The sequence below is a fragment of the Saccharopolyspora sp. NPDC045839 genome (assembly GCF_056431645.1).
This window is the reverse complement of record NZ_JBWKKH010000004.1, coordinates 104,084-118,004: the sequence shown is the minus strand read 5'-3', so window position 1 is coordinate 118,004 and position 13,921 is coordinate 104,084. Positions and strand designations below refer to the sequence as shown.

The 13,921-nt window shown below is 72.7% G+C and carries 10 protein-coding genes; 5 read left to right on the top strand and 5 right to left on the bottom strand.

The window, feature by feature from the left end; translation table 11 throughout:
• Positions 1-30: 30 nt before the first annotated feature.
• From AC07EQ_RS07850 to AC07EQ_RS07835, 4 genes are all read right to left on the bottom strand, one after another.
• Positions 31-1,515: a DHA2 family efflux MFS transporter permease subunit gene (locus AC07EQ_RS07850; RefSeq protein WP_478387253.1), complete on the bottom strand. Its 1,485-nt coding sequence runs from the start codon at positions 1,513-1,515 to the stop codon at positions 31-33.
• A 209-nt stretch (positions 1,516-1,724) separates the two neighbouring features.
• The gene (locus AC07EQ_RS07845) at positions 1,725-2,339 is read right to left on the bottom strand and encodes a transporter substrate-binding domain-containing protein (protein WP_478387251.1); all 615 of its coding nucleotides are present in this window, start codon (positions 2,337-2,339) and stop codon (positions 1,725-1,727) included.
• A 140-nt stretch (positions 2,340-2,479) separates the two neighbouring features.
• Positions 2,480-5,146 carry a helix-turn-helix transcriptional regulator gene (locus AC07EQ_RS07840; RefSeq protein WP_478387249.1) on the bottom strand — a complete coding sequence of 889 codons (2,667 nt, stop codon included), beginning with the start codon at positions 5,144-5,146 and terminating at the stop codon, positions 2,480-2,482.
• A 22-nt stretch (positions 5,147-5,168) separates the two neighbouring features.
• Positions 5,169-6,293 carry a questin oxidase family protein gene (locus tag AC07EQ_RS07835; protein ID WP_478387247.1) on the bottom strand — a complete coding sequence of 375 codons (1,125 nt, stop codon included), beginning with the start codon at positions 6,291-6,293 and terminating at the stop codon, positions 5,169-5,171.
• Between the two features lie 172 nt (positions 6,294-6,465).
• On the opposite strand from AC07EQ_RS07835, the gene AC07EQ_RS07830 reads away from it, so the two are divergent.
• The 5 genes from AC07EQ_RS07830 (at position 6,466) to AC07EQ_RS07810 (ending at position 13,127) form a co-directional block, all read left to right on the top strand.
• Positions 6,466-7,977, top strand: a complete 1,512-nt coding sequence (locus AC07EQ_RS07830; protein WP_478387245.1) for an MFS transporter — start codon at positions 6,466-6,468, stop codon at positions 7,975-7,977.
• Between the two features lie 135 nt (positions 7,978-8,112).
• Positions 8,113-9,960: a phosphogluconate dehydratase gene (gene edd, locus AC07EQ_RS07825; RefSeq protein ID WP_478387243.1), complete on the top strand. Its 1,848-nt coding sequence runs from the start codon at positions 8,113-8,115 to the stop codon at positions 9,958-9,960.
• A 105-nt stretch (positions 9,961-10,065) separates the two neighbouring features.
• The gene (eda, locus tag AC07EQ_RS07820) at positions 10,066-10,692 is read left to right on the top strand and encodes a bifunctional 4-hydroxy-2-oxoglutarate aldolase/2-dehydro-3-deoxy-phosphogluconate aldolase (protein ID WP_478387241.1); all 627 of its coding nucleotides are present in this window, start codon (positions 10,066-10,068) and stop codon (positions 10,690-10,692) included.
• Positions 10,693-11,064: 372 nt separating this feature from the next.
• Complete coding sequence (locus AC07EQ_RS07815; protein ID WP_478387239.1) at positions 11,065-12,399, top strand: polysaccharide deacetylase family protein; 1,335 nt, start codon at positions 11,065-11,067, stop codon at positions 12,397-12,399.
• Positions 12,387-13,127: a hypothetical protein gene (locus AC07EQ_RS07810; protein WP_478387237.1), complete on the top strand. Its 741-nt coding sequence runs from the start codon at positions 12,387-12,389 to the stop codon at positions 13,125-13,127. The genes AC07EQ_RS07815 and AC07EQ_RS07810 overlap by 13 nt, the downstream gene beginning before the upstream one ends.
• Before the next feature lie 3 nt (positions 13,128-13,130).
• Here AC07EQ_RS07810 and AC07EQ_RS07805 read toward each other — a convergent pair whose 3' ends face one another.
• Positions 13,131-13,790: an HAD family hydrolase gene (locus tag AC07EQ_RS07805; protein WP_478387235.1), complete on the bottom strand. Its 660-nt coding sequence runs from the start codon at positions 13,788-13,790 to the stop codon at positions 13,131-13,133.
• Between the last annotated feature and the right edge of the window lie 131 nt (positions 13,791-13,921).

Here is a 13,921-nt window from a genome sequence, read left to right as displayed (position 1 = left end):
CCGGTAGTCACCGGCCGGACACGGCGAGCGTCACGGCTTGGACATCGCTCGGCTTTCCTCCTGCGCCTCCTCGCGATCCGCGGGAGCAGGCTTCGGCGCTCGGTGGAGGAACAGCGACGCGACGAACGCGAGCACGCCGATGCAGGCGGCGGCGATGAACGCCGTGCGCAGGCCGACCGCGTCGGGCGCGCCGGAGGGGTCGGTGGTCGACACGGAGGCGATGGTGATGAACACCGCGATGCCGAACGCACCCGCGACCTGCTGGAGGGTCGCCAGGATCGCGCTGCCGTGCGAGTAGAGGTGATCGGGCAGCACGCTGAGGGACTCGGTCATCAGCGGAGTCATCATCAGCCCGAGCCCGGCCATGAGCACGATGTGGATGCCGACCACCGCGATCACCGGCGAACCCGGTCCAAGGGCGGCGAACAGGCACAACGACAACGCCATCGCCAGCGCCCCGGGGATCACCAGCGGCCGGGCGCCCACGCGGTCGAACAGCCGGCCCACCGGACGCCCGAGCAGGCCGAGGACCAGCCCACCGGGGAGCACGGCCAGCCCGCTGACGAAGGTGCTGGCGTGCAGGACGGCCTGCAGGTACATCGGCAGCAGGATCGCCCCGGCGCCCAGCAGGCAGATGAACAGCAGGATGCTCAGGACCAGGGCCACCAAGAACGCGCGGTTGGTGAACGGGCGCAGGTCGAGCAGGGCCCGGTCGTCGCGCTGCAGGCGGACCTGGCGCGCCACGAACGCGGCGAGCGAGACGGCGCCGACCGCGATCGGGATCCACGGCGCCACCAGGTGCGGCTCACCGCTGGACTCCCCGATGGAGGACAGCCCGTAGAGGACGCCGCCGAAGCCGATGGCCGACAGCACGACCGAGGGCAGGTCCAGCGGCACCGACCGCGTTTCGGTGTCCAACCGCATCCAGACCGCGCCCATGACCAGCGCGAGCACCGCCAGCGGCAGCACGATCCAGAACATCCAGCGCCAGCCCAGCGAGGCCAGCACCGCGCCGCCGATCGTCGGCCCCACCGCGGGCGCGACGGCGATGACGATGCTGATCGTGCCCATCGTCGCGCCGCGCTTCTCCTGCGGCACGAGGCGCATCACCGAGGTCATCAGCAGCGGGATCATCACCGCTGTGCCGCACGCCTGCACGACGCGCCCGACCAGCAGGACCGCGAAGCCCGGGGCGAGCGCGCTGAGCAGCGTGCCCACGCTGAACAGCGTCAGCGCGGCCAGGAACACCTGGCGCGGCGTGAAGCGTTCGAGCAGGAAGCCCGTGGTCGGGATGACCACGGCCATCGTCAGCAGGAAGCCGCTGGTCAGCCACTGCACCGTCGTGGTGGTGACATTGAGATCGATGGTGAGCTCGCGCAGCGCGACGCTCAGGATCGTCTCGTTGAGGATCATCACGAACGCCGAGGCCACCAGCACGGCTATCAGCACTGGGGCGCGCGGTGGCGTCGTTTCGCGGCCGGCATCCGCGGTCGTAGCGCTCGCGGAGTCGATCATGGTTGGGGGCACCTCACTGAAGTCGGGTCGCGCTCGACCGCGGGCACGGCCGCCTTTGGCCATGTCCGGCAACGAGCACGAGGTGTGGACTACGAGTCTGCTCATCCGCCGACGAATCGGCACGTCCTTTTCCGGAGAGCAGGCGGCTCCGGGGCCTCGTCCCCGAACCCGGTCGCGTCGTGGTGGTCAGCGCACTTCGGGAATCCCTGTCACGAGCCCGGCCGGGCCTGGATCCCGGCCGCGCCGAGGGTCGCGTCGTAGGCGCGTTGCCAACTGCCGTCCGCGACCGCCTCGTCGAGCATCCGCTGCAGCTCCTCGACCAGCTTACGGTCGTCGGACTTGACCACGAGGTAGCGTTCGCTGCCGGTGATCACGTACGGCCCGACCTGGGCCAGCTGCGGGTTGTCGGCGGTCCCGCCGAACAGGACGTCCACGTTGCCCGCGGCCACGCCGTCGAGCAGCAGGGTCGACGGCAGCCGCCGGAACTGCACCTGCGCCGGATCCAGGCCGATGCGTTTCGCCAGGTCACGGGCCATTTCGACGTCGAATCCCCGGTATTCGCCCGCCCCGTCCCGGGTGGCGAACTGGGGCGCGTCCTCCCGCACGCCGACCAGGAGCAGGCGCCGCTGCTTGATCCGCGCGAGGGTCGGGGAGGTGTCGAGTTCGACCGAGTTGCCGGCCGACGGGGCCTGGCTCGTCGGCGCCGTGGTCGGGGCGTGCGGCTTCGGCCCGGGCAGCGCGTTCGGCTCGACCGGCGCGTCCTGCCCGCAACCCGACAGCACCGCGGCCGCGGCGACCACCGCGGCGAGCACGCGAATCCGCATGGGCCCGCTCCTCACTCCTCGACTCCCCCACCCATGATCCCGCACGCGGCGGGGTGCTCGTGGCCGGATTTCCGGGAAGCTGCATCGATCGTGAAATGCACACCACATCCGCAGGGTGATCGTCATCACGAGCACCGCGGTCATTCGGGAAGGCCCGGCAGGCGGGCGAGTTCGAGGCGGGAGGCGACGCCCAGCTTCGGGTAGGCGTTGGACAGGTGGTAGCCGACCGTTCGCGGGCTGAGGAACAGGCGGGCCGCGATGTCCCGGTTGGTCAAACCCGTTGCGGCCAGGCGGGCGACCTGGCGTTCCTGCGGGGTGAGGCGGGCCCCGGGATCGGCCGACGCGCCGCGGCTTTCGCCGGAGGCGCGCAGTTCGTCGCGGGCGCGCTCCGCCCACGGCCGGGTGCCGAGGCGGTCGAAGGTGTCCAGGGCCGAGCGGAGGTGCGGCCGGGCGTCGGTGCGGCGGTGCCGGCGGCGCAGCCACTCGCCGTAGAGCAGTTCGGTGCGGGCTCGCTCGAACGGCAACTCGTCGCCCTCCCGGTGCAGGTGCACGGCTGCGGCGTACTGCCGTTCGGCGACGTCGCCCTCGCTGAGCAGGGCCCGGCAGCGCAGGGCGACCGCCTCGGCCCAGGGACGCCCGAGGTTTGCCGCCCAGTCCGAGTACCAGTCGCAGGGGCCCTGCGCGCGTTCCGGCTGCCCGACCCGCGCCGCCGCTTCGATCAGTTCCGGCAAGCCGTTGCGGGCATCCATCCTGGTCAAGCCGGCTGCGATGTCGTCGGATCGGTCCAGGATGGACTCCGGTCGGCCGGCCGCGAGATCGGCGAGGGCCAGCGCGCGGGTCGCCCGGATCGCGGCCGCCGGCGCGCCGGCGCGCAACGCGGCGTCGAGCAGTTCCCGGCACCGGACGTCGTCCCCTTCCAGCGCCGCCAGGTGCGCGAGGACGACCGCCAGCGTGCTCGCGACCTCGGTCTGCCCCATCTCCTCGGCCAGCCGAAGCCCTTCCCCACTGCTGTTCCGCACCTCCTGGAAACCCCCGAGCTGCAGGTTGGCCATCGCCGAGAGCGCCAGCACGTTGGGCAGCAGCCCGATCGCGCCGTCCGTCCGGCAGCCGGCCTCCAACGCGGTGGCGAGCTCGCGCGCGGTGCGGAAGTCCCCGAGCAGCACGTGCGACCACACGATGACCGCGCGCTTGCGCAGGGAACCGGACATCACCCCGAGCTCGGTGCGCATCTCCCGCAGCGCGGCCATCCCGTCCACAGCCCCGCCGGTGGTGAGCCTGCCGAACCCGGTCGCCGTCCGGGCCAACGCGCCGACCAGCGCGGAATTGCTCCGGCCGAGCGCGTCCGCGCTGCCCGCGGCGTCGACGACGGCAGCCAGATCACCGGATTCCCAGGCGTTCTTGGCGGCGCGGAACAGCAGGCGCCCGGCCAGCTCCGGGGCCCGTGCCGCGATGTCGGCCGCCGCGTCGACCAGCTCGCGGTACGGGCGGCGGCCCTGTTCGTGGGCGAGCACCGCGGCCACGTCGACCGCCTCGGCCAGATCGACGGGGTCGGTGAGGAACCTGCCGGTTTCCTCCACCAGGCCGGAAGCGAGCCGGAGCCGGCCCGCGTTGGCCGCTGCCCGCGCCGCTGCGAGCAGCCGACGGCCCCGCCGACGCGGATCGGGCGTCAGCGCGGCGGACCGCCGGTGGAGCTCGGCGGCCACCGCGTAGCCACCGCATCCGCGCACGTCGGCCGCGATCCGTTGGAGCTCCGCTGCGATGTCCTCGTCCGGTTCGAGGGTAGCGGCGGCCAGGTGCCAGGCCCGGCGGCCCGGATCCGCCCGATCGGCGAAGGCGGCTGCGAGGGCGCGGTGCGCAGCGAGCCGCTGGACCAGCTCGGCGCGCTGGTAAGCGGTGGCCTGGATCAGCGGGTGGCCGAAGACGAACACCCCGCCGGAAAGCCTCATCAGCCCGGCGTTCTCGGCGGGCGCGAGATCCACTATGGACGAATCGAGCCGGCTCGCCGCGTCGAGCACCGCTTCGGCCTCACCGGCGTCGGCGGCGGCCGCGATCAGCAGCAGGTTCCGCGTGCGGGGCGGCAGCTCGGCGAGCCGGGCGGCGAAGCCGCGCTGGACCGGGTGGCGCGGCGGCGGCGCACCCGGGTCGTAGCCCAGGCCCGTGCGCCGGATTTCCAGCAGCGCCAACGGATTTCCCCGGGCTTCGCGCAGGATCGCGGCGCGGGCGAGGTCGGGCAGGTCGGCGGCGAGCAGGTCGGCGGCCGCCGCCTCGTCCAGCCCTCCGAGCAGCAGCTCGGGCACTCCCGGGGCCGGGAAGTCCGGAGCGAAGGAGTCGCGGGCCGCGAACAGCACGGCGACGCGTTCGCCGTCCAATCGGCGGGCGGCGAACAGCATCGCCTCCGCGGAAGCGGCATCGAGCCAGTGGGCGTCGTCGATCACGCACAACAGCGGGCGATGCGCCGCCAACCGCCCCAGCAGGGTCAGCACCGCCATTCCCACCAGGAAGCGATCGGCATCACGCGCTGGTTCCAGCCCGAAGGCGCTGCGCAGCGCGCCGGCCTGCTCGGCGGGCAGCTCATCCGTGCGCTGGCCCCGCAACAGCAGGTGCAGCCCGGCGTGCGGCAGCTCGGCTTCGCCGTCCGCGCAAGCGATGCGCAGCACCTGCATGCCCCCGGTATCGGCATGGGCGAGCAGCGCGGTCTTGCCGATGCCCGCCTCGCCCCTGATCGCCAGGGCGCCGCCGCGGCCGGCCCGGGCGGCGACCAGCAGCTCGTCGATGCGAGCCAGCTCGTCCGCTCGTCCCACGATCATGTTCGCAGGCTAGCCCGGACCGTCAGCTGCCCGTGACGATTCGACGGGCAGCGACTCCAGCTCCGCGCGGCGTGCGCTGCAGCGCAGAAGCGGCGGCCGCTGCGTAGCGGTCATCGGGCCGCAACGCGTGTTCTCGCATGCATGCCTCGGTGAACTTGATGACGTGCTCGTCGCCGTGCTCGACCGCCCTGGCCGCGAGCTCGCCGAAACCGGGCGTCTCGACCTCGGCGGCCAGCGTCCTCGAAGCCTCCCTCTCGTTGCGCCCGACGGAGAACGTGGTCAGCAGGGCCGCCTGCATCTTCCACAACTCGCCCACCGACGGCAGGTGCTGCTCCGCCGGAAGGTGCGGCAGGACGAGCCGGACCGCGGCAGGTGCGGTGACGGCGTGGACCAGCGCGGGCGCCGGGACGAAGTCGGGGTGGGCGAGGAAGACCCCCGCGAACTCGGCGGTCATCTCGCTCAGCAGCCGCTGCGGATCGGCCGGCGCCGGGGCGCGCAACGCCGCGTCGTACCCGGGGATCTGGTCCATCCGGGCCCAGGCGCGTTGGAACTCCTCGACGTTGCGCGCCTCCGGCAGGCCACGCCGCGGAAGGGTCGCGATGGCGTCGGACAACGCCGCCGTGCCGTCGAAGCCGACGCGTCCCGGCAGGTGCACGAAGCGAGCCGCCCAGTAGGCCATGCCCCGCGCGAGCTCGTCCAGCTGCAGGCTGCTCGGCTCGGCCACGGACGCCAGCCCGCGCACGGCGTGCGCGGTGCGGATCACGCCGTGGGTCATCCCGGCGAAGATCCCCGGGGTCAGCCTCGGCCACCACCGGGCGAGCACCGCGCGCCACGGTTCGCCGGCCAGCTCCCGCCGGAACAGCTGTTCCCAGTCCCCCACCTGCCCGAACGACCCCAGCGCCGATCGCCACGACGACTCGTCCGCCGCGTCGATCCGGTTCGAGCCCTCCGGCGGGTCGTAGTGCTCCTGCCCCGTGCGGTACCGCTCGATCCACGGGGCGACCTCGTCGAAGTAGCCGAGCACGGCGATCGCCTCGGCCCCCATCGGCGCGTGGTTCGCCAGCTCACCGCCGGTGCGCTCGAAACCGAGGTCGGCCACGCGCTCCAGCGCGCTGTTGAGGATGTCCGCGTATCGGTCCACGTCCACGAGCCTTCCGCTGCGCCGTCCCGTCGCGGTCCGGCATTCGATCCGACGCCGCCAACGCTATGGATGCGCGCCGCACGACCGCCTCTGTCGACCGACCTGGTTTCGCCGGCCCACGCATCCCGGTCGGTCGGCAGAGGCGCTCCACCGGCCGCGCTTCCTAGCGTGCAGGCCCATGGATCAGCCGAAACGGGCAGCCGGGCGGCGGGAGTGGGCGGGGCTGGCCGTGCTCGCCCTGCCGACCGCCCTGCTGGCCATCAACAACTCCGCGCTGCACCTGGCGTTGCCGACGCTGAGCGCCGATCTCGCCGCCACCGGGCCGCAATTGCTGTGGATCGTCGATGTCTACGGGTTCGTCATGGCCGCGCTGCTGATCTCGATGGGATCGCTCGGCGATCGGATCGGGCACCGCCGCTTGCTGCTCGCGGGCGCCGTGGCGTTCGGCGCAGCCTCGCTGCTCGCCGCGTTCGCCCCCAGCGCCGAGGTGCTGGTCCTGGCGCGAGCGCTGCTCGGCGCGGCCGGCGCGACCTTGATGCCGGCGACCCTCGCGCTGCTGCGCGCCATGTTCCCGCTCCCCGAGCAGCGCACGGTCGCGATCGGCTGGTGGGTCGCCAGCTTCACCGCGGGCAACGCGCTCGGCCCGGTCGCCGGCGGGCTGGTGCTGGAATTCGCCGACTGGGGCTCGGTTTTCCTGCTGGCCATCCCGGTGATGGCGCTGCTGCTGATCACCGGCCCGTTCCTGCTCCCCGCCCACCGCGACCGCGCCGGCGACCGCCCGGACTTCGCCAGCGCGCTGCTGTCGGCAGGTGCCGTGCTCGTCCTCGTCCACGGGCTGAAGGAGCTGTCGGCCGGAAACGAGCAGCTGGTGCCGGGAATCGCGATCGCCGGCGGCCTAGGGCTCGGTCACGCCTTCATCCGCCGCCAACGCCGGTTGGCACATCCGATGCTCGACCTGGGATTGCCGGCCGACCGCGCGTTCGCCGTTCCGCTGGTCGCGGTGACGCTCACCGTTTTCACCAACGCCGGCACCACTTTCGTCCTCGCCCAGCACCTGCAGGGCGTGCTCGCGCTGCCACCGCTGGAGGCCGCGCTCTGGCTGCTTCCGTCCACAGTGGCCGGAATCGCGCTGTCCGCCTGCTCCGCCACCTTCGCCCGCCGGTTCCGGCCATCGGTCCTGCTGACCACCGGCCTCGTCATCGCCGCCACCGGAACCGGCGTGCTCACCCAGGCCGACGGCCCGGCCGCGCTCGCGGTCCTGGTCATCGGCACGATCGTGCTCCGCGTCGGCGTGGTTCCGGTGATGATCTCGAGCACGGACGCGATCGTCGGCGCGGCGCCGCCGGAGCGCGCCGGTTCGGCCACCGCACTCCAGGAAACCTGCGGCGAGCTCGGGCTGGCGCTCGGGGTCACCGTTCTCGGCAGCATCTGCACCGCCGTGTACCGCGCCGGGTTGGGCGGGGCGATCCCCGGCTCGGTGGCACCGGAAGCCGCCGAAGCCGCCCGCGGTGGCATCGGCGCTGCGGTCGAGCTGGCCACCCGGTTGCCCGGGGAGCAGGGCGCCGAGCTGCTCGACCAAGCCCGCCAGGCGTGGACCGATGCATTGCACGTCAGCACCGCTATCGGAGCCGTGATCCTCGCCGCGGCCGCAGTGGGGGTGTGGGGCGTCCACCGGCGCCGAGTCGGCTAGGAGTCGTCGAGGTCGCCGCAGGTAAACAAGCTGTATCGATTGTGAAATGCAGGCCACACCCGTTAGTGTGATGGCCGTCATGAGGCGCCACCGTCGTCGCCGCCCCGCATTTCGCAATTCTTCCGGAGGCGATCAATGGCGCCGCCAATGCAGCACGTCGTCGACCAGGTCACCCAGCGGATCGCGGACCGCAGCTCCGCGTCCCGCGCCGCGTACCTGGAGCGCATCCGCGCGGCCGGGGCCGTCGGTCCGGCCCGCACCGAACTGCCCTGCAGCAACCTCGCGCACGGCTTCGCCGCGTGCAGCGGCCCGGACCGGCTCGCGGTGCGCGGAGCGGTCAAGCCCGGCATCGCGATCGTTTCCGCCTACAACGACATGCTCTCCGCGCACCAGCCGTACGCCGAATACCCGGCGTGGCTGAAGGACGCGGTCCGCGAAGCGGGCGGCGTCGCGCAGTTCGCGGGCGGCGTGCCCGCCATGTGCGACGGCATCACCCAGGGCCGCACCGGCATGGAGCTGTCGCTGTTCTCCCGCGACGTCATCGCGATGGCCACCGGCGTCGCGCTCTCCCACGAGATGTTCGACGGCGCCCTGCTGCTCGGGGTGTGCGACAAGATCGTGCCTGGCCTGCTCATCGGCGCGCTGTCGTTCGGCCACCTGCCGACCGTGCTGGTGCCCGCAGGGCCGATGCCCTCCGGGCTGCCCAACCGGGAGAAGAGCCGCATCCGGCAGCTGTTCGCCGAGGGCAAGGCCAGCCGCGAGGACCTGCTGGAAGCGGAGTCGGCGTCGTACCACTCGCCCGGGACCTGCACGTTCTACGGCACCGCCAACTCCAACCAGCTCGTCGTCGAGGTCATGGGCCTGCACCTGCCGGGGTCGAGCTTCGTGCCGCCGGGCACCCCGCTGCGCAAGGCGCTCACCGAGGAGGCCGCCCGGCGCGTCGTGCAGCTCGGCCGCGACGCCGACCGCACGCCGGTCGGCGAGATCATCGACGAGCGGGCCATCGTCAACGCCGTCGTCGCGCTGCTGGCCACCGGCGGTTCGACCAACCACACACTGCACCTGGTGGCCATCGCCGCCGCGGCCGGCATCGAGCTGACCTGGGACGACTTCTCCGACCTGTCCGCCGTCGTGCCGTCGCTGGCGAAGGTCTACCCCAACGGTTCCGCCGACATCAACCACTTCGCCGCCGCCGGAGGCGTGCAGACGCTCGTCGGCGAGCTGCTCGACGCGGGCCTGCTGCACCCCGACGTCAAGACGGTCGCCGGCCCTGGGCTGGACCGCTACCGGCAGCAGCCGTTCCTGGAGGACGGCGAGCTCGTCTGGCGGGACGCGCCGGCGAAGAGCCTGGACCCGGACGTGCTGCGCGGCGTCGACGAGCCGTTCGCCCCCGACGGCGGGCTGCGGGTGCTCGACGGCAACCTCGGGCGGTCGGTGATCAAGGTTTCCGCGGTCAGCGCGGAACACCGCGCCGTCACCGCCCCGGCCCGGGTCTTCGACGACCAGCACGGCTTCACGGCCGCGTTCCAGGCCGGCGAGCTGGACCACGACGTCGTGGTGGTGATCCGCAACCAGGGTCCGCAGGCCAACGGGATGCCGGAGCTGCACGGGCTGACGCCCGCGCTGGGCGTGCTGATGGACCGCGGCCACCAGGTCGCGCTGGTCACCGACGGCCGGATGTCCGGCGCCTCCGGCAAGATCCCGGCGGCGATCCAGCTGACCCCGGAGGCAAGCGCGGGTGGGCCGCTGGCCCGCGTCCGCGACGGCGACGTGGTCCGGCTCGACGCCGACCGCGGCACCCTGGAGGTGCTGGTGCCCGACGACGAACTCGCCGCGCGCGACAACGCACCGGCCGCGCCCGGGGCGCAGTACGGCACCGGCCGGGAACTGTTCGCGGCGTTCCGGCAGGCCGTGGGGCGGGCCGATCGCGGCGCCAGCGTGTTCGCGCCGCCGACTGCGCAGCCCGCCGACGTGACAGCATGACAGCGCTGGTCAGGACCCGTGAGTACTTTGAGCTGCCATGGCGACACGAAGTACGCACGGGTCCCCGGCCGAGCGTCACACGCACTAGGAACGGATGAACCACCCATGAACACTGCAGCTGACGTGCTGGAACTCGCGCCCGTGGTGCCGGTCGTGGCGTTGGACGACGTCGCGCACGCGGTGCCGCTGGCCGAGGCGCTGCTGCGCGGCGGAATCCGCACCATCGAGGTCACCTTGCGCACCCCGGCCGGGCTGCCCGCGATCGAGCGCATCGCCGCCGAGGTGCCCGAGATGGTCGCCGGAGCCGGCACGATCACCGAACCCGGGCAGGCCAAGCGGGCCGCCGACGCCGGCGCCCGCTACCTCGTCACGCCGGGCATCACGGACCGGCTGCTCGACGACGTCGAGGCATCCGGGGTGCCGTTCCTGGCCGGCGCGAGCACCGTGTCGGAGGCGATGCGGCTGGCCGAGCGCGGGGCGACGGCGATGAAGTTCTTCCCCGCCGAGCCCAGCGGCGGCGTGCCGTTCCTCAAGGCGATCGCCGGGCCGTTGCCGGGCCTGCGGTTCTGCCCGACCGGCGGGATCAGCCCGCAGACCGCGCCGAACTACCTCGCGCTGCCCAACGTGGGCTGCGTCGGCGGCTCGTGGCTGGCGCCGAAGGACGTGCTGGCCGCCGGCGACTGGGCGCAGATCGAGCAGCTCGCCCGCGACGCGGCCGCGCTGCGCCCCTAGCCGGGCCAGGCCGCGTCGAGCGGATGGCGCGAACGGCCCGTTCACCTCGTCTATCGAGGTGAACGGGCCGTTCACCGCAAATCGATTGCGCGAGTCAAGTGGCGCGAACGGGCCGCTCACCTCGCCTATCGCGGTGAACAGGCCGTTGACTTCAAACCAAGCGTGCACAGCCTCCGCAGGCGCGAGGCGAGTTGTGAACAGCCGCTGCAGCAGCCCGAAAAGCCTCACGGCCTCCGTCAAACGCGGTAACCGGCGCCCCGCAGCGACTGGTTCCGCCTCCGCCTGTGCCGTCCGTAGCGTGATGCCGGTCAGTATCCGTCGACCGGTTGGCGGTCAGGTGCGATGGACGGAACACGCGCGGTCCGCAGAGGCTTGAGCAGAACCCTCGCCTGCGCCAGCGCCACCCTGCTGGCCGTTTTCCTCGGCATGCCAGGCGATGCCGACGCCCAGACACCGCACACCGTGGTCACCTTCACCGTCGACGACGGGAGCGTCTCACAGACCTCCGGCGCCCGGATCCTCAGCAAGCACGGGATGCACGGCACCTTCTACGTCGTGTCCGGATCGATCGGCACGCGCGGCTACCTGAGCCTCGACGACCTGCGCTCGCTCGCCTCGGCCGGGCACGAGATCGGCGGGCACACCGTCAACCACCCCGACCTCGCCGAGGGTGCACCGGACGAAGCCCGCCGGGAGATCTGCCAGGACCGGGCCAACCTCGCCGGCTGGGGCTTCCGGCCGACCTCGTTCGCCTACCCGTACGGCAGCTTCAGCCGCGAGGCCGAGCAGGCGGCCGCGGACTGCGGTTACAACAGCGCGCGGGTCACCGGCAGCCTCCTGACCAAGAACAGCTGCCCGGACTGCGCCCCGGCCGAGTCGATACCGCCGGTGAACCCGCTGGTGGTGCGCGGCACCGACACGGTCACCCCCGACTGGACGCTGGCGGACCTGCAGCAGGTGGTGCTGCGGGCCGAAGCCTCCGGCGGCGGCTGGGTTCCGCTGGTGCTGCACCAGACCTGCGACTTCTGCGGGTCGCTGTCGATCAGCCCGGCCGTGCTGGACCAGTTCGCGTCCTGGCTGGCGCAGCGGCAGGCGCACGGCACGGTGGTGCGCACGGTCGACCAGGTGATCGGCGGCGGGTTCCGCCCGCTGGTCCGCCCGCCGGCGCCCGCGCCGCGCGACGGGCTGGTCAACGCGTCGCTGGAAGAGCCGGGCCCGCGCGGCTGGGTGCAGAGCAGCTGGGGCCAGAACAATCCACAATGGACCCGTATCGCCGACGCGCACGACGGGCGCTGGGCGCAGCGGCTGGACATCACCGAATACGCCAGCGGCGAGGCGAAACTCCTGCAGCAGCTCGACATGGGCGAGGCCGCGCCGGCCGCGCACCCGAACAACACCTACGAGCTCAGCACCTGGTACAAGTCGACCGCGCCCACCCAGCTCGCCGTCTACCGCCGCGATCAGGACGGCATCTGGCGCTACTGGACGACCAGCCCGTGGTTCGCCGCCTCGGCGAACTGGGCGTCCGCGGCGTGGACGACACCGGCAGCCCCGGACGGCACGACCGGGCTGAGCTTCGGGCTCACCCTGACCCGCGCCGGTTCGCTGACCACGGACGACTACCGGCTGCAGGAGAACGTCAGGCCGAAGGCCGAGGCCGTCTGCGCCCGCCTGCCGTGGACCTACCTGTTGAGATGGCTCTGCTGACGGCGAGCATGGTCGCGGTCGCCGTCCTGATCGCGGCGGCCTGCGGCGGAGACGCGGCGGAACCGGACGGCCGGGCGTATCCGCCGCACACCGGCATCGTGGCCACCACGTTCTGGGTCGGCGAGGTGCTCGACCCGGACTCGCCGGACGGCAGCCAGCGGTTGTCGGCCTACGACGCCGACTGGCTGGCGAGTTACGGCGGTTGCGACGGCGTGGAGCGGGACAGCCGGTGCGACACCGAACGGCGCACCGCCGCCAACGACTTCTTCCCCACCAGGATGACGCCGCGGCAGAACCCGTTCTACCTGGACCTGCCCTTCGACGACCGCAACCACCCGGCCGCGTTCGAGCAGCGCGGCCGGGTGGTGCCGTGGGCCGGCGATCCGGGCTACGCGGGCCGCGCCGCGGACCGCTCCACCAGCCTCATGAAGAACCGCTGGGTTCGGATCCAGCACGGCGCCGCGGTCTGCTTCGGGCAGATCGAGGACGCCGGGCCGGGCGAGTACACCGACGCGGCCTACGTGTTCGGCGCCGACGACCGCCGACCCGCCAACACCCGGTTCAACGGCGCGGGCATGGACGTCTCCCCCGCGCTGAACGGCTGCCTCGGCCTGCGCGAGCTCGACGGCGAGCACGACGTCGTCGACTGGCGGTTCGTAGACGACGTCGACGTGCCGCCGGGGCCGTGGACCCGGATCGTCACGACGAGCCCGCCGTCGGCCTGGTGAGGATCAGGCGGCGATGGTGGTCAGCGCCTCGGGAATCGAGTCCACCACGGGGAATCCGGACGTCTCCAGCGCCGCCCGGCTCATCACGCCGGTGGTCACCAGGACGCACTTGGTGCCGGCCTGCTCCGCCGCGTACGCGTCGTCCAGCACGTCGCCGATGAGCACCACGTCGCGTGCGTCGATTTCCTGCGCCGCGAGGTGGCGGCGCAGGTGCTCGGCCTTGGACCCGCCGCCGATGTCGTCGCGGAGCCCGTCGACGCGCTCGAAGAGCGGGTGCAGGCCCATGTCGGTCACCAGCGGGACCAGTTCGTCGTGGAACCACATCGAAAGCAGCGACTGGGTGCGGCCGGCGGTCGCCCAGTCCTTCAGCGCGTGCGGCACGCCCTGCGCGAGTCCGCAGGTGTGCAGCAGTTCCCGGTATGCCTCGTGGTAGAGCACGTCGATGCGCGCCCAGTCCTGTTCGCCGAGCGATCGCCGCAGCAGCCGCTCGTAGCACTGCAGCAGCGGGCGGCTGAACACCGATCGCCACTCGTCGATGTCGATGTGCTCGCGGTCGTAGGCCGTGCAGACCGCGTTCACCGCCGCCACCACTGCGTCGTTGTCCGCGAGGAGCGTGCCGTTCCAGTCCCACACGATGTGCCGCACGTCGGCGAAGGTCGTCATGGCTGGCGACTCTACGAGCCGGCGGCGACATTCCGGTACCGCCGTCCCATTCTGAGAGGCGGCCCACACGCGACCCGCCCGGCTGGATCACACCCCGCCCGTGCCGACCTCGGCCATGACCTCCAGCAGCG

What these genes read in the sequence shown, in the direction of transcription:
- AC07EQ_RS07850 (WP_478387253.1), bottom strand. Translation starts at nt 1,515, where the DNA reads ATGATCGACTCCGCGAGCGCTACGACCGCGGATGCCGGCCGCGAAACG.
- edd (WP_478387243.1), top strand. Translation starts at nt 8,113, where the DNA reads ATGGCGCCGCCAATGCAGCACGTCGTCGACCAGGTCACCCAGCGGATC.
- AC07EQ_RS07830 (WP_478387245.1), top strand. Translation starts at nt 6,466, where the DNA reads ATGGATCAGCCGAAACGGGCAGCCGGGCGGCGGGAGTGGGCGGGGCTG.
- AC07EQ_RS07840 (WP_478387249.1), bottom strand. Translation starts at nt 5,146, where the DNA reads ATGATCGTGGGACGAGCGGACGAGCTGGCTCGCATCGACGAGCTGCTG.
- AC07EQ_RS07810 (WP_478387237.1), top strand. Translation starts at nt 12,387, where the DNA reads ATGGCTCTGCTGACGGCGAGCATGGTCGCGGTCGCCGTCCTGATCGCG.
- eda (WP_478387241.1), top strand. Translation starts at nt 10,066, where the DNA reads ATGAACACTGCAGCTGACGTGCTGGAACTCGCGCCCGTGGTGCCGGTC.
- AC07EQ_RS07845 (WP_478387251.1), bottom strand. Translation starts at nt 2,339, where the DNA reads ATGCGGATTCGCGTGCTCGCCGCGGTGGTCGCCGCGGCCGCGGTGCTG.
- AC07EQ_RS07805 (WP_478387235.1), bottom strand. Translation starts at nt 13,790, where the DNA reads ATGACGACCTTCGCCGACGTGCGGCACATCGTGTGGGACTGGAACGGC.